Here is an 18251-nt window from a genome sequence, read left to right on the forward strand (position 1 = left end):
CGCTGACTCAGCCCACCAGCGCCCCGACGCCGGCCGTGGTCGCGATGGCGAGCGCACCCCAGAACCCGACCCGCAACGCGCCCAACCACACGCCCGCGCCGCCGGCCCACGCGGCGAGCGAACCCAGCGCGACCAGCGACGCGAGCGATATCCCCACGACCCAGTAGACCAGATAGCTCCCCGGCAGCAGCGCCGAGACCGCGAGCGGCACGGCGGCACCGACCGCGAAGCTGGCGGCCGAGGCCAGCGCCGCCTGCACCGGCCTCGCGCTGTACGCCTGGGAGATGCCGAGCTCCTCGCGCCCGTGCGCGGCGAGGGCGTCGTGGGTCGTCAACTGCCGGGCCACTTGCTGGGCCAGCTCGGGGTCGAGCCCGCGAGCGACATACAGGGCCGTCAATTCGGCCAGCTCTCCGCTCGGGTCGGCCGCGAGCTCCTTGCGCTCGCGTGCGAGGTCCGCCTTCTCGGCGTCGGCCTGCGAATGCACTGACACGTATTCGCCGGCGGCCATGGACATCGCCCCCGCGACCAGACCTGCGACACCGATCATGACGACGTTGCCGGAGCCGGCGACGGCCACCCCGACCAGGAGGCTGGCGGTCGAGACGATGCCATCGTTGGCACCCAGGACCGCGGCCCGCAACCAGCCGATGCGGTCCGTGCTGTGGCGTTCGATGTGGCGGCGTGATGATGGCATGCGTGGGTCCCCGGGCCGCGAAGATAGCTCGCGGCGGCCGCGAGCGCGCACTCGCCCGCGCACGCGCCCACGCCCCTCGTGATAGCCTCGTCGCCGCAGGACGGGTGGTGAGCGAAGAGCACAGCGGGCCGCCTGCACGGCCCTCCCCGGGCCCCGCGAGAGACCCGGCGCAAGACGAGGCCACCCTCGCCGCGCCCCCGCGCCCCGCCATCGCCCTCGACGCCACCCGTGCGTCCAGCGATGTCAGCTTCCGTCCCGCCGCGCCCGACCCCCTCGCCACCCGCGCCAGCGACCACGCCTCGCTGCGCACCGACCTCACCACCGCCGCCAGCCTGGCCTTCCGCACCCTCGGCCGCGCCCCACCGGCCGGCGCCCACCACGAGCTCCGCCTCCCCGAGGAGGGCGAACGCGTCGGCCGCTTCATCATCCTCCGCGAGCTCGGCCGCGGCGCCATGGGCGTCGTCTACGCCGCCTACGACGAGGAGCTCGCCCGCCGCGTCGCCATCAAGCTGCTGCACTTCGGCCCCGGCGTCGACGCCTCGAGCGGCCGCTCGCAGCTGCTGCGCGAGGCCCAGGCGCTCGCCCGCCTCACCCACCCGAACGTCGTCGGCGTCTACGAGGCCGGCGTCTGGCAGCGCAGCGTCTACGTGGCGATGGAGTACGTCCAGGGCGTCGACCTCCAGGCCTGGCTGGCCGCCGAGCGCCGACCCTGGCGCGAGACCCTGACCGTGCTGTGCCAGGCCGGCGAGGGCCTGCTCGCCGCGCACCGCAGCGGCCTGGTCCACCGCGACTTCAAGCCCAGCAACGTGCTGGTCGGCGACGACGGCCGCGCCCGCGTCGCCGACTTCGGCCTCGCCGCCCGCCGCGGAGAGATCCCCGTCGGCGACCTCCAGAACGCCCTCCCGAGCCTCCTGACCAGCACGATCGCCGGCGACGGCGCGCTGGTCGGAACCCCGGCCTACATGGCCCCCGAGCAGGTCCGCCGCGGCGAGGCGACCGCCCACAGCGATCAGTTCGCCTTCTGCGTCGCCCTCTACGAGGCGCTCTACGGCGTCCGCCCGTTCCGCGGCGACGACTTCGCGGCCCTCGCCTCGGCGATCCAGCACGAGGACCCCCCGCAGCCGCCCGCCACCAGCAACACGCCCGCCTGGCTGCTCCCGGTCGTCCGCCGCGGGCTCGCCAAGGACCCCGCGCAGCGCTACCCGTCGCTCGCCGATCTGCTGCGCGAGCTGGCCCGCGACCCCGAGGCCGAGCGCGCCCGCCGACGCCGCCTGAGCCTGCAGCTGGTCGCCACCGCCATCTTCACGCTGCTGACGATCGTCGGCGGCGTCCGCCTCTACGGCGCGATCGCCCGCCACAACGCCGAGCGCCGCGCCGACGAGCGGCTCGCCGAGCTGCACGAGCAGCTCGCCGACCCCCGCGTGAAGAACAGCCCCGGCGAGGCCGAGCGCCTGCTCGTCGCCTTCGCCGCCTACCCCGACAACCGCGGCACCACGGCCGTCTCCCGCGCTCACCGCGACCACGCCGCCGAGCTCGCGGACCCAGCCGCCGCCATCGACGCCTACAGCTCCGCCTTCCTCACCGCCACCACCCAGGCCGACGAGATCGCCGCCCTCCGCGGCCTCATCCCCCGCCTCGTCGCCGCCGGGCGCCACCTCGAGGCCGGCGAGGCCCTCGCTACCCTCGACCGCCGCGCCCCCGAGCTCGCCCGCGACCCCGAGCTCGCGCTCGCCCGCCGCACCGCCGCGCTCCGCTGCCGCGACCTCCCGGCCGCCCGCGCCGCCCTCAATGACCTGCCCGCCGACGACCCCATGCGTACTTACGGACAGGTCCTCGAGAACATGTCCCATGCGACAGCTCTGGACCCGGCCCGCTTCGGCCACCGCGACGACGAGAACCACGCCTTCAGCAGCCGCGACCTCGACGGCGACGCCCGCCCGGACCTCGCCGTCGCCACCCCCGATCTCGGCCGCGACAGCTTCACCATCGTGCGCGGGACCAGCCAGCTCCCCGACCTCGGCACCCTGCACGCCGGTCAACCCGAGCTCTTTTACATCCAGCTGCTCCCGGACTTCGGCGAGGGACCGCTGCTCCTCAGCGCCTCCCGCCTGCCGGACCGCGGCCACAACCTGCGCTTCGCCCTCGCCGAGCCGCTGACCGACGGCAGCCTGCGCGAGCACCTCGTCTGGGAGGACTCGCCGCGCCTGGTCGCTGTCGCCAGCGACCTCGACCACGACGGCCGCCGCGAGCTCTACATCGGCGCCGGCGCGTACACTCGCCGCATCGTCCAGCCCGAGCGCGACGCCGACGGTCGCTGGCAGCTGCGCTCGCCGCTGCCGGCGATCGACCGCCTCGGCTCCGACATCAACGGCCTCGCCGCGGGCGACCTCGACGGCGACGGCCGCGAGGAGCTGGTCGTCGCTGTTGGCCCGTGGCGGGCCTTCGATCTCCGGGTCCTGCGCCGCGGCCCGGACGGCGCGCTCACGCAGGTCGCCCGCCGCAGCACCGGCATGGTCAACACCATCGGCCTCGTGCGCGTCGGCGACGAGCTGTGGATCGCCGCGGTCAAGCAAGACGCCTATCCCAGCGCCGCCCGCTTCTCGCCGCAGGCACCGTTCGGCCCGCCCGCCGGCCTCTACCTGTTCGCGCTGCGAGGCGACGCGCTCGTCGAGGTCGGCTTCCACCCGACCACCGCCGTGCCCGGCGTCGGCGAGCTCGATTACCCGCTGTTCGTCGCCGACCTCGACGGCGATGGTCACGACGACCTCGTGCTCCGCGGCAAGCAGAGCAGCCACGGCGCCTCCAACCTCGTGGTGTACCGCCAACACGCCGGCGAGCTGCTCCCACCGCTGGTGATCCACGGCCTCGTTCCCCTGGCGGCGCTCGAGCTCGACGACGACCCGGGCTCCGAGCTGCTCGTCGGCGACGCCCATGACCGCCCGCGCGAGTTCTTCGCGCTTGGCCAAGGCGGCGACCCGCTGCCCCCCCTCGCCACCCCCCGCGACGCCGAGCGCCCGCTCCCCGCCGGCCTCGACGACCCCGCCCTCGCCGCCGCCTGGCGCCGCACCGAGGAGATGGTGGCGATCGGCCTGCCGCTGCGCAGCGCCGCCGAGCTGTCCGCGCTCGCCGGTCCTTCGGGACATGTCCGTGAGGACCTGCTCCTTCGGGCAGGTGAGCTCTACGCCCGCGCCGGTGACCACGCGGCCGCCGCGGAGCACTTCGTCGCCGCCGCCGAGCGGCCCGCGCTGGCCGCCGAGGCCCTCGCCGGGGCGATCCGCAGCCGCCGCGCGCTCGGGGAGATCGCCGCCGAGACCGCCCTCGCCGAGCGCCGCGCCGTCCTCCCGGACCTGGACCCGCAGACCCGCGCCGCCGCGGAGGCCGAGCTCGCCGGCCTGCGCCGCGCCACCGCCCCGCGCCACCGCCTCGCCCTCCGCTTCGATCGCCCGCTCGACCCGCGCTGGCGCGTGCACGATCCGCTCCGCCTGACCCGCGACCCCACGCGCGACGCCCTCCGCCTGCAGAGCGCGCGCGAGCCGACGGTCGCCAGCCTGCCCCTGCGCCACGCCGGCGGCACGATCGTCGTCGCCTACGACCTCGAGGCCGAGCTCGCCGAGTGGGGCACGCAGATCGGCCTGCGCCTGGTCGACGGCGACGCGGTCCTGGCCGGCAGCACCGCCGGCGGCATGGGCAGCACCGACGCCCCGGACTTCGCCTTCGACATCAGCGCGAACATCCAGATGAGGTGGCCGCGCCCGCCACCCGGCCCGATCCGCGTGCGCCACGAGATCTACCCCGAGCTCGGCCTCGAGACCGTCGAGTACCAGATCGCCGGCGAGGCACCGATCCGCCAGACCCGGGCCTTCGACAAGCGCCTGCCCAGGCGACCCGTGCTGCGCCTGCACGCCACCAGCCAGCTCCCATTCTTCTTCGCCCGCGCCTTCATCCGATCGATCGAGCTCGAGGGCCTCGAGATCGACGACAACCTCGCGCCGGACCCGGACCAGCCGCTCGCGCGGACGATCGTCGAGGGCGAGCTGGCGACCGCCCTCGCCGCCCTCCCCGCCACCGACCTGCTCCCGCCCGGCGACCTCCGCCTGCTCTGGCGCGGCTCCCTGCTCGCCCGCCTCGACGACCCCGACGCCGCCGCCGCCGCCCTGCGCCGCGGCCTGGCTGTCCCCGAGGACAGCTCGATCTACACCAACCTCACCGCCCTGCTGCAGGCCGGCGACCCCCTGTGGAACAGCGCCGTCCGCCGCGCCCTCGGCCCGCAGAGCGTCCGCTACCACTACCCCATCGGCCTGCTCTCACACCCGTGGCGGCCCGGCGCCGTCGCCACGGCCCTCAGCGAGCTCGCCGGCTGGGCCCACGAGCCCGACCCCGCCGCGACCCCGGTGCAGCTCGCCGACCACGTGCTCGCGCTCATCGTCCGCGGTGAGGCGTGGCACCGCTTCGGCCGCCTCGACCTCGCCCGTCGCGACCTCGCCGCCGCCGCCGCGATCGCCGAGCGCCCGGGCGTCAGCGTCGAGCCGCGCCTGCTCCACGACCTGCGCCAGTACCAGCTCGCCGTCGCCGCGGGCCTCGGCGACCGCGGCGAGGCCCTCACCCACGCGACCGCCATGTTCCACGACGCCCAGGCGCCCGCGGTCCTGCTCGAGCGCCTGCACAACCGCGACGACCTGCGCGCCCTGTTCACCGACGATGACTGGGCCGCCCTGGCCCCCCTGGCCCGCGAGTGAGGCCATGGATCCCAAGTCGCCCGCCGCGTCGCGCCGACTTTCACCACGGGCTGCTAGCCTCGCCCGCGCATGACCGACCGCGACCTCCCGGACCTCCGGCGCGCCCAGGCGGGCGCCGTCCTCACCCTCACCCTCGACCGCCCCGACGCCCGCAACGCCTACAGCGAGGCGATGGTCGAGAGCCTGGTGCGCGCGCTCGACGAGGCCGAGCGCGACGACCAGGTCCGCTGCCTGATCGTCACGGGCGCAGGTCCTGCCTTCTCCGCCGGCGGCGACCTCAAGCGCATGCTGCAACACGACGGCATGTTCGCCGGCGCCCCGGCCGAGCTGCGCCGCCGCTACATCGACGGCATCCAGCGCATCCCCCGGCGCCTGGCGCTGACCGACAAGCCGGTGATCGCCGCGATCAACGGCGCGGCGATCGGCGCCGGCCTCGACCTCGCGTGCATGTGCGACCTGCGGATCGCCGCCCGCGGCGCCCAGCTCGGCTCGACCTTCGTCAAGGTCGGCCTGGTCCCCGGCGACGGCGGAGCCTACCTGCTCGCCCGCACCATCGGCTTCCCCCGCGCCCTCGAGCTGATGCTCAGCGCCCGCCTCGTCGACACCGACGAGGCCGAACGCATCGGCCTGGTCCACCGCGTCGTCGATGCCGCCGAGCTCCTGCCCGCCGCCCAGCTCCTCGCCGAGCAGCTCGCCGCCCTGCCACCCCTGGCCCTGCGCCTGACCAAGCGCGCCGCCTACCGCAGCCACGACCTCGGCCTCGAGCAAGCGCTCGAGCTGGCCGCGACCTACCAGGGCGTGGCCCAGAACACCGCCGACCACGCCGAGGCCGTGCGCGCGATGCTCGAGCGCCGCGCCCCGCACTTCACCGGCACCTGACCCTCAGGACAGCTCGTCGCCGAGGACCTCGGCGAGGCTCCCCGCCGTCAGCAGGCGCCCGGCCCAGCGCTCGAGGCGAGCGGTGTCCTGACACACCGCGATGCGCTGCTCGATCGCCTCGGGGACCACGAAGCCACGCAGCCGCAGCAGCTTGAGCAAGAGCTCCGCCTCGCCCTCCGCCTTGCCCTCCGCCTTGCCCTCCGCCTTGCCCCTGGCGTAGAAGCCACGTGCGAAGTCACTCTGGAATTCGTAGTTCGGAATGCGCATCAGGTGCTCCAGCGCCGCGCGGGCGACCTCGCCGAGGAGTGCGAAGACAAAGTCAGGATAGAGAATATCGCGGTCGCTGTCGAGGTCGCGGGCGGCGGCCAGGGCGGCCAGGGCGATGTGCTCGGCGCCCGGATCGTGCCCGTGCGCGGCGACCGAGAGCACCGCGAGCTCGGGGGCCCGACTCGCCGCCGCGAAGTCGGTGACGACGGGGATCTGGTCGGGGCCGAGGACGATCGGACGGAGCTCGCAGCGGCGGTGGCCGAGGTCGATCGCCTCGCCGCACCAGCGGGCCACCGCGGCCGCCGGCGCGATGACCACGAGCAGCGCCGGACAGCGATGGCGGGCCCGCGAACCCGCCACGTAGATCGGCCAGGTCCAGCGCTTGCGCAGGTCGACCTCGCTCTGGACCTCGACCACCAGGCAGCAGCTCGGGCGCTCCGGCTCGCCGAGCAGCAGCACCGCGTCGGCGCGGTGCTCGGCGAAGTTGAGGTCGACGAACTCCGCCGCCGTCACCCGCGACGGCGTCGGCAGCGGCAAACCGAGCCCGGCCGCGTCGCGCAGCAGCTCCGGCACGAGCTCCGGCGCCGAACGGACCAGGTGAACCAGCGCCTCGTGGGACAGCTTCGGCATCGCCGCGCGCCGGTCTAGCCGACGAAACGCGCGATGCAAGCGGCGATCAGCGGAGCCAGCGATCGCCGTATCAGCCCGAACGCGATCGCAGGATCAGCCGAGCTCCGCGATCGCCTCGCTAATGTCCACGAGCCCCTCGTCAACGCGGTCGCGGTGGGTGCGAAACGACAGCACGCAGATCCGCAGCACGAAGCGCCCGGCCAGCCGCGTCGACGTCAGGAAGACCCGCCCACGCCGGTTGATCGCCGCCAGCAGCCGCTCGTTGTGATCGTCCTGCGCCGCCGGGTCGCCGCCCAGCCGCGCCGGCACGTGACGAAACACCAGCAGCGACAGCTGCGGCGGCGCCACCAACAAGACCTCCGGCATCCCCCGCAGCACCCCCGCGGCGTACGCAGCCAGGTCCAGCTTCTCGTCCAACGCCGCCGCGAAGCCGTCCGCCCCGACCAGCTTGAGCGGCAACCACAGCCGCAGCCCGCGGAAGTCGCGGGACAGCTCCGGCGAGAGCTCGCAGAAGTCGACGAAGTCCGGGTCCTCCTGCATCGGCGGCAGGTACTCCGCGTGCACGCTGTGGGCCCGCCGCAGCGCCGCTGGATCGCGGACCAGCAGCGCCCCCGTGCCGTACGGCAAGAACAGGCCCTTGTGCGGGTCGAGCGTGATCGAGTCGGCGCGCCCGAGCCCGCGCAGCGTCGCCCGCCCGCGCTCCGTCAGCGCGAAGCAGCCGCCGTACGCCGCGTCGACGTGCAGCCACAACCCCTCGCGCTCCGCCAGCCCGGCCATGCCCTCGAGGTCGTCGACCGCCCCGGTGTTGGTGGTGCCCGCGCTGGCGACGAGCATGCACGGGCGCAGCCCCGCCGCGCGGTCGCCCGCGATCGCCTCCGCCAGTCGCTCGAGGCAGATCCGCTGCTGCGCGTCGACCTCGACCGCCCGCACCTGGGCCGCCGGAAATCCCGCCAGGATCGCCGCCCGCAGCACCGAATGATGCGCCTGCGTCGAGGTGTAGATCGTGCCATCCACGAAGCGCTCACCGAGCCGGTGCCGCGCCGCCACGGTGGCGCTGAAGTTGGCCAGAGATCCGCCGCTGGTCAGCACGCCGCCGCTGCCCGCCGGCAGCCCGACGATCTCACACAGCCACGTGATCACGTTGCTCTCGAGCTGGACCAGCCCCGGCGCCGCCCGCCACAGCCCGACATAACGATTGATCGCATCGGCGATCAGATCGGCCACCGCCGCGTGCAGCAGCCCGCCGCCGGGGATGTAAGCGAGATAGCCCGGCCCCGTCGTCGTGTAGCTGACCGGCAGCGCCCGCTCGAAGATCGTCGCCAGCAGTTCCGGCAAGGGCGCACCGCTGCGCGGCAGCGGCTCGCGCAGGCTGCGAGCCAGCGCCGCCCCACCCTCGGTGACACACGCGGCCCGCCCCGGCAGCCCGCGCAGCTCGCCGCATATCCGGTCCAGCGCCGCGGCGACCAGCGCCCGCAGATCCGCCTCATCAAGCTCGAGCCGCGAGAAGTCCGGCATGCGGCCCCGACGTACGCCAGCCCCGACGCCCCGCACAGGCCAGGACCCGCATCCAGTGCGTGCGAAAACCCGCGCTCGAAAGCGCGCCATCACCGGCGCAGGCGAGCTATACGGTGCCCGCATGCCCGCCAAGAAGTCGATGGCGATCACCCTCCCCGACCTGAACCTCTCGGAAGCCGAGCGCCGCCTCTGCCTCGAGGCCCTCACGCGCACCGGTTCGCTCGTCGAGGCCGCCGAGCTGCTCGGCACCAACCGCCACGCCCTGCGTCGACTCATCGCCAAACACGGCATCACCTGGTGGCCCTACGCCCAGCAGCAACACGGCTGGCGCCGCCCCCAGCGCGCCACCGCCTGAAGGCAGCCGCGCTCACTTCGGCAGCGGGTGCTCCTCCTTGTTCCCCGCCCACCCGCTCGGCTAAGCAGGCCGCGTGTCGCTGTTCCCCTGCCTCGCCGCGCCCGACGATCGCCCGCTGCTCACCGTCGACGCCACCACCCTCACGGCCCGCGACCTCCTCGCTGCCGCTGCCCGTCACGCCGCCTTCCTCGCCGCCGCCGACATCCATCCCGGCGATCACATCGGCGTGTGGACGCAGCCCCACCTGCACACCCCCGTCGCCCTCGCCGCCAACGCCCTCTGTGGCGTCGTCAGCGTCCCGCTGAACCCCAAGCTCGGCGCCCGCGAGGCGGCCCATGTCGCCGCGGACGCCGCCCCACGCCTGTGCCTCGCGGCCGCCCCCGACGAGCTCCCCGTCGGTCCGCTCGGTCGCGCCGCCGCCCTCGCTCACCTGTCCGATCGCACCTGTCCGATCGCACCTGTCCCCGGGACCAGCCCCGGCCCGCTGCTGATCCTCTATACCTCCGGCACCACCGGCGCCCCCAAGGGCGCCGTCCTGTCCGCCGCCGCGATCACCAGCAACCTCGACGCCCTCGCCCACGCCTGGGACTGGCGCCCCGGCGACACCGTCCTGCACGCGCTGCCGCTGTTCCACGTCCACGGCCTCGTGCTCGGCTGGTTCGGCAGCCTGCGGGTCGGCGGCCGCCTGCACTGGCAGCCGCGCTTCGACCCCGCAGCCCTCGCCGCAGCCCTCCCCGGCGCCATCCTCTTCGCCGTCCCGACCATGTTCCATCGCCTCGCCGACGCCGCCGAGCACGACCCCACCATCGCCTCCGCGCTCCGCCTCGCGCGGCTCCTGATCTCCGGCTCCGCCGCCCTCCCCCTGCGCGAGCACCAACGGATCTCGGCCCTCGCCGGCCGCGGCGTGTACGAGCGCTACGGCCTCACCGAGACCCTGATCAACTGCGCCGTCCCCGTCACCGGCCCGCCGCAGCCGGGCCGCGTCGGGCCCCCACTCCCCGGCGTCGAATTAAACCTTTGCGACGACGACCACCGCCCCCTCGCCACCGGCGACGATCAGACCATCGGCGAGATCGCCGTCCGCGGCCCCAACCTCTTCTCGAACTACCTCAACAACCCCACCGCCACCGCCGCCGTGCGCGACGCCGACGGCTGGTTCTACACCGGCGACCTCGCCACCCGCGACGCCGCCGGCTCGCTGCGCATCGTCGGCCGCCGCGCGACCGACCTGATCAAGAGCGGCGGCTTCAAGATCGGCGCCGGCGAGATCGAGGCCTGCCTCGCCGAGCACCCCGAGGTCTGCGAGGTCGCCGTCGTCGGCGCCCCCGACCCCGACCTCGGCGAGCGCATCGTCGCCTTCGTCGTCGCCCGCGACCCCGCGGCCCCGCCCAGCGCCGCGGCCCTGTGCGACTTGGTGGCCGCCGCTCTCGCCCCGCACAAGCGCCCGCGCGCCGTCCACTTCGTCGCCGAGCTCCCGCGCAACGCCATGGGCAAGCTCCTCAAAGCAGAGCTGCGCGCCCGCCTCGAGCCCTAGCTACTCGTTCAGCCCCTCACCACGTATAAAAGCCCTGGCCCGACTTCTTGCCCAGCTTGCCCTCCGCGACCATGCGGCGCAGCAGCTCCGGCGGCCGGAAATGGGCCCCCTCGCGCAGGTGCTCGCACAGGTACTCGGCGATGCTGAGCCGCACGTCGAGCCCGACCAGGTCGGTCAGGCGCAGCGGCCCCATCGGGAAGCCGTAGCCGAGGCACATCGCCTTGTCGATGTCCTCCGCCGACGCGACCCCCTCCTCGAGCATGCGGATCGCCTCGAGCCCGATCACCAGCCCGAGCCGCGAGGTCGCGAAGCCCGGCGAGTCCTTGACGACGATGCAGTCCTTCCCGACCAGCGCGCCGAAGCGCTGCACCGCCGCCAGCGTCTCCGCCGAGGTCGACGGCGTCACCACGATCTCGAGCAGCCGCATCACGTGCACCGGATTAAAGAAGTGCGTCCCGATCACCCGCTCCGGGTGCGGCAGCGTGGCCGCGAGCACCGACAGCGACAGCGAGCTGGTGTTGCTGGCCAGGATCGCCGCCGGCCCGGCGATGTCCGCCACGTCCTGGAACAGCGAGCGCTTGAGCTCGAGCTTCTCCGGCACCGCCTCGATCACCAGGTCCGCCCCGGCCACCGCCGCCGCCAGCTCCGACTCGCCGCGCAGGTGCTCCAGCGCCGCGCTGCGCTGCTCCGGCGTCAGCTTGCCGCGCTGCACCCCGACGTCGAGGTTGGCGGCGATCTTGGCCAGACCGGCGTCGACCAGCTCGCGGCGGACGTCGTAGAGGCGGGTCGTGAGGCCGGCGACGGCGCACACGTGGGCGATGCCGTGGCCCATCGTGCCGGCGCCGATCACCGCGACTGTGCTCAGGGTCGAGGTCGTCATGCGGCCGCGAGCATACTCGTGACGCAAAAAAAAAGACGCCGGCGTGGCGCCGGCGTCTGGTCTGCCCGAAGGCTTGTGCGAGGAGGGGGACTCGAACCCCCACAGGTCGCCCCGCTAGATCCTTAGTCTAGTGCGTCTACCAATTCCGCCATCCTCGCAGAGGCTCTTGGCTTCCCCGCCGCGGAAGACCGCGAAGGGATGGAGTGGGTATCACGAGTTCGGGGGCAGAGGCAAGCTCTCTCCGACCGAGTGGATCTTGAGCAAGTTCACGGACTTGTGATCCTTGAGCGGGTAGCCGAGCGTGAGCACGAAGCGGTCGCCCCGCGCCAGCAGCCCCGTCGAAAGCAGCAGTCGGTCGACATCCTGGAAGATGCTGCGACCCTCCGCGCTCGACAGCGTGAACTGCACCGGCGTCACGCCCCAGTACATCGCCAGGGCCTGGTAGGTCCCCGGGTTCGGCGTCAACGCGATGATCGGCACCCGCGGCCGGTAGTCGCTGACCAGCCGGGCGATGCCCCCGGAGATCGTGTACGTCACGATGGCCTTGGTGTCCGGCATGCTCTTGCTGCACAGCACCGCCGCCCGGGCGATCGCGTTGGTCGTGCTCCCGAGGTCGAGGTCCGAGTGCTCGCGCCAGTAGCGATCCTCACGCTCCGTCGTGCGGATGATCTTGTCCATCGTCCGCACCGCCTCGAGCGGGTACAGCCCCGACGCCGTCTCGCCCGACAGCATCACCGCGTCGCTGCCGTCGAGCACCGCGTTGGCCACGTCCGAGGCCTCGGCCCGGGTCGGCCGCGGGTTGCGGATCATCGAGTCGAGCATCTGCGTCGCCGTGATCACCAGCTTGCCCGCCCGGTTCGCCAGCTCGATCGCGTGCTTCTGGATGATCGGCACCTCCTCGGGCCCCATCTCCACCCCGAGGTCGCCGCGCGCCACCATGATCCCGTTGGCCGCCGCGAGGATCTCCTTGAGGTTGGCCACGCCCTCCGGCTTCTCAATCTTGGCGATGATCGGCACCACCCGCCCCTGCGCCTCCATCAGCGCCCGCACCTCCGCCACGTCGCTGGCCCGGCGCACGAACGACAGCGCCACCGTGTCGACCCCGAGCTCGAGCGCGAAGGCCAGGTCGGCCCTGTCCTTGTCCGTCATGGACGGCAGGCTCAGCTCCACCCCCGGCAGGTTGACCCCCTTGCGCGAGGTCAGGCGCCCGCCCGTGATCACCTCGGTGATCACCTCGGGCCCCTCGACGTTGATCACCCGCAGCTCGAAGTTGCCGTCGTCCATGAGGATGCGGTCGTTCGGCTTGCACTCCCGCGCCAGCTCCGAATAGTCGACCGTCACCCGCCCCGGCTCGACCACCGCGTTCACGTCGACGCTCAGCACGAAGCGCTCCCCAGCCCGCAGATCAAAGCCCGGCGCCGGGATCTTGCCGACCCGGATCTTCGGCCCCTGCAGGTCCGCCAGCACCGCCACCGCCACCCCCTGCGCCGCCGCCCCCTGACGGATCGCCTCGAACACCTTGGTGTGATCCTCCTGCGACCCGTGCGACATGTTGAGCCGCGCCACGTTCATCCCGGCACCGATCAGCGCGCTGATCACCTCCGGGTCGCTGCTCGCCGGTCCAAGGGTGCACACGATCTTCGCCCGGCGCTGCTGGTTCTGAGGCATGGCGCGCATGATGCCACAAGCCCCACACCCCCGGGCGACCGCCGTTCGCGCGCCACTTCATGTTAAGGTCCCTCCCCGCATGCAGTACACCCAGCTCGGCCGCAGCGGTCTCGTCGTCTCCCGCATCGGCCTCGGCTGCATGAGTTACGGCAGTCCCGCGTGGCGGCCATGGGTGCTCGACGAGGCCGCAGCGCAGCCCTTCTTTCGCCATGCGATCGAGGCCGGCATCAACTTCTTCGACACCGCCGACATGTACTCGCAGGGCGTCAGCGAGGAGATCGCCGGCCGCGCCCTCGCGACCTACGGCCGCCGCGACGAGCTCGTCATCGCCACCAAGGTGCACTACCCGATGGGCGACGGCCCCAACATGGCCGGCCTCTCGCGCAAGCACATCGTGCAGGCCTGCGAGGCCAGCCTGCGCCGCCTCGGCGTCGACGCGATCGACCTCTACCAGGTCCACCGCCTCGACCCGCGCGTCCCGATCGACGAGACCCTCGGCGCCCTCGACCAGCTCGTCCAGCAGGGCAAGGTCCGCTACCTCGGCGCCGGCTCCTGCGCCGCCTGGCGCCTCATGCAGGCCCTCGCCCGCGCCGACGCCCGCGGCCTGCACCGCTTCGTCAGCATCCAGAACCACTACAACCTGCTCTACCGCGAAGAGGAGCGCGACATGCTCCCGCTGTGCCGCGACGAGGGCCTCGGCGTCGTCCCGTGGTCGCCGCTGGCCCGCGGCCGCCTCGCCGGCGCCACCGCCACGGCCCGCAGCGCCAGCGACCAGCTCACCCCGCAGCTCTACGACCACCCCGGCGACGCCGCCGTGATCGCCGCCAACCTCGCGCTCGCGCAGACCCGCGGCGTCACCCCGGCCGAGACGGCCCTCGCCTGGCTGCTCCACCAGCCCGGCGTCAGCGCGCCGATCGTCGGCGCCACCAAACTCCACCACCTCGACGCGGCCCTGCGCGCCGTCGATCTCCGGCTTCACGCCGACGAGCTCGCCACCCTCGAATCCCCCTACCAACCGCACGCCGTCCGCGGCTTCGCCTGATCACCCCGGAGCAGCATGCCCTGGATCTATCTCTGCATCGCCGGTCTGCTCGAGGTCGGCTGGGCCGTCGGCATGAAGCTCAGCGACGGTTTTAAAAAGCCCGCCATCGCCGCGCCGACCGTCGTCGGCATGATCCTCAGCTTCTACTTCCTCGCCCTCGCCCTGCGCACCCTGCCGCTCGGCACCGCCTACGCGACCTGGACCGGCATCGGCGCGCTCGGCACGATCGTCGTCGGCATGATCTGGTTCGACGAGCCCTTCGGCTGGGCCCGCGTGCTGTTCGCCTCGATGGCGATCGCCGGCCTCGCCGGCCTCAAAGCCACGTCGGGGCACTGACGCGCCGCCCAAGTGGCGTCCTCGCTCCCTCCGCCGCTCCGGCACCCCACCATCGCTCACACGCCAGCGCCAGCGCCCCTCTGTTATCGTCCGACCATGCGCACGCTCTCCGCACTCCTCACCCTCGCCACGCTCACCCTCGCCTGCGACAAGGGCGACAGCACCGGCAGCGGCGAGGGCAGCAGCAGCGGCGCCACCGCGGCCACCGCAGCCAGTGCCACAACCGGCGACGTCCCGACCACCGCCGGCCCGGACACCAGCCCCACGACCAGCGACGCGACCGGCGATGCGACCTCCGGCAACCCGACCGGCGACCCGACCGGCAACCCGACCGGCGACCCGACCGGCACCACGACCGGCGACCCGACTGGCGACCCGACTGGCAACCCGACTGGCGACCCCACTGGAAACCCGACCGGCGACCCGACTGGCGACCCCGACGAGGCCGCCACGCAGCTGTGCGTCGACACCATCAACATGTACCGCGCCACCCTCGGCCTCCCGCCCTACGCCCGCTGGACCGACGCCGAGGTCTGCTCCGACGGCGAGGCCGCGATGGACGGCGCCTCCGGCAACCCGCACGGCGCCTTCGGCATGTGCGGCGAGTCCGCCCAGAACGAGTGCCCCGGCTGGCCCGGTCCGCCCGAGTCCATGATCACCGGCTGCCTCGAGCTCATGTGGGCCGAGGGCCCCGGCGAGGACTTCAACCTCCACGGCCACTACATCAACATGAGCAGCACCCAATACACACAGGTCGCCTGCGGCTTCGCCGACGGCATGAACGGCGTGTGGGCGGTCCAGAACTTCAAGTGACCCGCCGCCCCGCGGCGGCCCGCCCCGGGTATCCTCCGCGGCGGTGCCCCTCGACCTCTTCGCCGTCACACAACCTGGCCTCGAGGACATCTGCGCCGCCGAGCTCGCCGAGCTCGGCCTCGTCGGGCAGATCGTCCCCGGCGGCGTAAGCTTCGCCGGCGAGCTCGCCGACCTCGCCGCCGCCAACCTGCGCCTGGGCGTCGCCACCCGCGTGCTCGTCCGCGTCGGCGAGTTCCGGGCCCCCGGCTTCCCCGAGCTGCACGCCCACGCCGCCCGCCTGCCGTGGGAGCGCTTCCTCTCCCCCACCGCCACGCCGCGCGTCTGCTGCCTCGTCAGCGCCCGCAAGTCCCGCCTCTACCACACCGTCGGCATCGCCGAGCGCGTCGTCCGCGGCCTCGGCGAGCGCCTCGGCGTCGCCGCCGAGCTGGTCCCCGCGAGCGACGACGACGCCGACGCCGAGACCACCGTCGCCGCCCTCCGCGTCCACGTCCGCCTCGAGCGCGACCGCTGCACCGTCAGCGTCGACAGCTCCGGCGAACCCCTCCACCGCCGCGGCTACCGCCTCGCCCTCGCCCGCGCCCCGCTGCGCCCGACCCTCGCCGCCGCCATGCTGCGCGCCGCCGGCTGGCACCCCGGCGAGCCCCTCCTCGACCCGATGTGCGGCAGCGGCACGATCGTGATCGAGGCCGCCCGCCGCGCCTGCGGCCGCGCCCCCGGCAGCGACCGCAGCTTCGCCTTCCTCACCTGGCCCGGCTTCGCCGGCCCCGCCGCCCTCGCCCAGGCCCGCGCCGCAGCACCTGGCCCCAATTCAAACCTGTCCCCCGAGACACCCGACATGTCCCCAGGGACATCTCCACTCGACCTGTCCCCAGGGACACCCGACATGTCCCCAGGGACACCCCAGATCAACCTGTCCCCCGGGACATCCGACCTGTCCCAATGGACACCCCCGATCATCGTCGGCTCCGACCGCGACCCCGGCGCGATCGAGGCCGCCCGCGCCAACGCGGCCCGTGCCGGCGTCGCCGCGCTGGTCACCCTCGCCGTGCGCCCGCTGTCCGCCTGCGAACCCCTCCGCGGGCCCAGCCCCGGCCTGGTGATCTGCAACCCGCCCTACGGCGTCCGCGTCGGCAAGCGCGGCCCCCTGCGCGACCTCTACGCCCAGCTCGGACATGTCCTCCGGGACAGGTTCCCGGGCGCCCGCGTCGCCCTGCTGTGCGGCGACGATCTATGGCGCCACTGCGGCCTGCCGCTGCAGATCGCCCGCACCCTGCACAACGGCGGCCTGCCAGTGCAGCTGGTCCTGGGCCGCGTCCCCGCGTAATCGCGCAGGGCCCCGTCAGCCCCCGCGCGACCGGGTGTACCCTCGCGCGCATGTACCACGAATTCTTCGCCCAGATGCGCAAGCAGCTCGCTCAACTCGGCACCTGGCTCGACGCCGCGGCCGCCCACGCCAGGGCCAACGACATCGACCCGGCCGAGCTCCTGCAGCTGCGCCTCGCCCCCGACCAGTTCCCCTTCGTCCGCCAGGTCCAGATCAGCTGCGACACCCTCAAGCTGGCCGCCTCCCGCCTCGCCGGCAAAGAGGCGCCCAGCCACCCCGACACCGAAACCTCCCTCGACGAGCTCCACGCCCGCGTCCGCACGGTCCTCGCCTACCTCGATCAGTTCACCCCGCACGACTTCGCCGACGCCGCCCACCGCGTCATCAGCCAGCCGCGCTGGGAGGGCAAGGTCATGAGCGGCGCCGACTACTTCCGCGAGCACGCCCTGCCCAACTTCTACTTCCACCTCACCCACAGCTACGCGCTCCTGCGCCACCGCGGCGTCCCGCTCGGCAAGCGCGACTACCTCGGCCCGCTCAGCCTCCACCTGCCCTGATCTCCGCGTGATACGCTCGCGGCCGTGTTCACGCTCCATGTCTTCCACGCGCAGCACGGCCACTCGCTCGAGAAAGACCTCAGCCGCATCGCGGCCCTGCGCGAAGACCCGGAGATCACGATCTGGCTCGACCTCGACGGGCCGAGCGAGGCCGAGGCGCGGGTGCTCAGCGACGCCTTCCACTTCCACCCGCTGGCCATCGAGGACACCCTCCAAGATTATGGGCACCCGAAGATCGACACCTTCGAGGACCACGTCTTCATCATCGTCCACGGCATCGACTTCTCCCGCCTCAACCTCGACAAGACCCTCGACGTCCACACCCTCGAGCTCGACCTCTTCATCGGCCCCCGCTACGTCGTCACCCACCACGGCGACCCGGCCCTGAGATCGATCCAGGACCTGCACAAGGACGTGTGCGAGGCCGGCCACCGCCCGTGGACCGCGGTCCGCATCCTCCACCGAATGCTCGACCGCCTGGTCGACAACTTCCTCCCGGTGATGGACCAGATCGGCTGCAAGCTCGAGGCCCTCGAGGACAACATCATCCACAACCCCGCCCCCGACCTGCTGGAGCAGGTGCTCGAGGCCAAGAAGTCGATCCAGCGGATCCGCCGCATGACCGCCCACCAGCGGCTCATCCTCGAGTCCCTCGCCCGCGGCCACCTGGAGCTCATCCCGCGCGAGAGCCTGGCCTTCTTCCGCGACATCTATGATCACTTCGTCCGCGTCGCCGACCTCGCCGAGGCCTACCGCGAGGGCGCCCAGTCGGCCGTCGAAGCCTACCTGTCGATGTCGGCCAACAAGACCAACGACATCATGAAGGTGCTCACCCAGATCTCCACGATCATGCTCCCACTCACCTTCATCGCCGGCATCTACGGCATGAACTTCGACCACATGCCCGAGCTCCACTGGGTCCTCGGCTACCCCTTCGCCGTCAGCCTGATGTTCGTGACGGCGGTGGCGCTGCTGGTGTGGTTCCGCCGCAGGCGGTGGTTGTAGCGACGCTGTCCGCCGC

The 18251-nt window shown here is 73.2% G+C and carries 15 protein-coding genes and 1 tRNA gene; 10 read left to right on the forward strand and 6 right to left on the reverse strand.

Translation table 11 applies throughout. The features are described from left to right. Positions 1-7: 7 nt before the first annotated feature. Complete coding sequence (locus tag IPJ59_RS20690) at positions 8-694, reverse strand: VIT1/CCC1 transporter family protein (RefSeq protein ID WP_293273006.1); 687 nt, start codon at positions 692-694, stop codon at positions 8-10. Positions 695-801: 107 nt separating this feature from the next. Between IPJ59_RS20690 and IPJ59_RS20695 the strand changes: the two genes are divergently transcribed. Together IPJ59_RS20695 and IPJ59_RS20700 are read left to right on the forward strand one after the other, a co-directional pair. Further along, on the forward strand, positions 802-5430 hold the full coding sequence (locus IPJ59_RS20695; protein WP_293258355.1) for a protein kinase domain-containing protein: 4629 nt from the start codon (positions 802-804) through the stop codon (positions 5428-5430). A 69-nt stretch (positions 5431-5499) separates the two neighbouring features. Next, positions 5500-6309 carry an enoyl-CoA hydratase-related protein gene (locus tag IPJ59_RS20700; protein WP_293273007.1) on the forward strand — a complete coding sequence of 270 codons (810 nt, stop codon included), beginning with the start codon at positions 5500-5502 and terminating at the stop codon, positions 6307-6309. A 3-nt stretch (positions 6310-6312) separates the two neighbouring features. Here IPJ59_RS20700 and IPJ59_RS20705 read toward each other — a convergent pair whose 3' ends face one another. Together IPJ59_RS20705 and IPJ59_RS20710 are read right to left on the reverse strand one after the other, a co-directional pair. Beyond that, complete coding sequence (locus IPJ59_RS20705) at positions 6313-7206, reverse strand: hypothetical protein (RefSeq protein WP_293273008.1); 894 nt, start codon at positions 7204-7206, stop codon at positions 6313-6315. 93 nt (positions 7207-7299) lie between these two features. Then, the gene (locus IPJ59_RS20710; RefSeq protein ID WP_293273009.1) at positions 7300-8721 is read right to left on the reverse strand and encodes a pyridoxal phosphate-dependent decarboxylase family protein; all 1422 of its coding nucleotides are present in this window, start codon (positions 8719-8721) and stop codon (positions 7300-7302) included. A 121-nt stretch (positions 8722-8842) separates the two neighbouring features. Here IPJ59_RS20710 and IPJ59_RS20715 point away from each other — a divergent pair, with 121 nt between their 5' ends. Further along, positions 8843-9076, forward strand: coding sequence for a helix-turn-helix domain-containing protein (locus tag IPJ59_RS20715; protein WP_293258363.1), 234 nt, complete (start codon positions 8843-8845; stop codon positions 9074-9076). A gap of 73 nt (positions 9077-9149) precedes the next feature. After that, positions 9150-10610 carry an AMP-binding protein gene (locus tag IPJ59_RS20720; RefSeq protein ID WP_293273010.1) on the forward strand — a complete coding sequence of 487 codons (1461 nt, stop codon included), beginning with the start codon at positions 9150-9152 and terminating at the stop codon, positions 10608-10610. A 16-nt stretch (positions 10611-10626) separates the two neighbouring features. Here the strand turns inward: IPJ59_RS20720 and IPJ59_RS20725 are convergent, their stop codons facing one another. The 3 genes from IPJ59_RS20725 to pyk all read right to left on the reverse strand — a co-directional run bounded on the left by IPJ59_RS20725 (position 10627) and on the right by pyk (position 13158). After that, positions 10627-11490, reverse strand: coding sequence for a 3-hydroxyacyl-CoA dehydrogenase family protein (locus IPJ59_RS20725; RefSeq protein WP_293258367.1), 864 nt, complete (start codon positions 11488-11490; stop codon positions 10627-10629). Between the two features lie 76 nt (positions 11491-11566). Then, positions 11567-11648, reverse strand: a tRNA-Leu gene (locus IPJ59_RS20730). A gap of 52 nt (positions 11649-11700) precedes the next feature. Beyond that, positions 11701-13158 carry a pyruvate kinase gene (pyk, locus tag IPJ59_RS20735; RefSeq protein WP_293273011.1) on the reverse strand — a complete coding sequence of 486 codons (1458 nt, stop codon included), beginning with the start codon at positions 13156-13158 and terminating at the stop codon, positions 11701-11703. Positions 13159-13237: 79 nt separating this feature from the next. Between pyk and IPJ59_RS20740 the strand changes: the two genes are divergently transcribed. The 6 genes from IPJ59_RS20740 to corA all read left to right on the forward strand — a co-directional run bounded on the left by IPJ59_RS20740 (position 13238) and on the right by corA (position 18235). Further along, a complete protein-coding gene (locus IPJ59_RS20740; protein WP_293273012.1) occupies positions 13238-14200 on the forward strand; it encodes an aldo/keto reductase in 963 nt (320 codons plus the stop codon). A 15-nt stretch (positions 14201-14215) separates the two neighbouring features. Continuing rightward, positions 14216-14536 carry a DMT family transporter gene (locus IPJ59_RS20745; protein WP_293258373.1) on the forward strand — a complete coding sequence of 107 codons (321 nt, stop codon included), beginning with the start codon at positions 14216-14218 and terminating at the stop codon, positions 14534-14536. Between the two features lie 96 nt (positions 14537-14632). Next, positions 14633-15349: a CAP domain-containing protein gene (locus IPJ59_RS20750; protein WP_293258375.1), complete on the forward strand. Its 717-nt coding sequence runs from the start codon at positions 14633-14635 to the stop codon at positions 15347-15349. Between the two features lie 43 nt (positions 15350-15392). Next, entirely contained in the window at positions 15393-16673 is a 1281-nt protein-coding gene (locus tag IPJ59_RS20755; RefSeq protein ID WP_293258377.1) for a THUMP domain-containing class I SAM-dependent RNA methyltransferase, read from the forward strand. A gap of 50 nt (positions 16674-16723) precedes the next feature. After that, positions 16724-17230, forward strand: coding sequence for a DUF1993 domain-containing protein (locus IPJ59_RS20760; RefSeq protein ID WP_293258379.1), 507 nt, complete (start codon positions 16724-16726; stop codon positions 17228-17230). Between the two features lie 24 nt (positions 17231-17254). Beyond that, positions 17255-18235 (forward strand): magnesium/cobalt transporter CorA, encoded by a 981-nt coding sequence (gene corA / locus IPJ59_RS20765; protein ID WP_293273013.1) that lies wholly within the window; start codon positions 17255-17257, stop codon positions 18233-18235. The last annotated feature ends 16 nt before the right edge of the window (positions 18236-18251 follow it).

Source organism: Nannocystis sp., from assembly GCF_016714285.1.
Taxonomy (GTDB): Bacteria; Myxococcota_A; Polyangia; order Nannocystales; family Nannocystaceae; genus Nannocystis.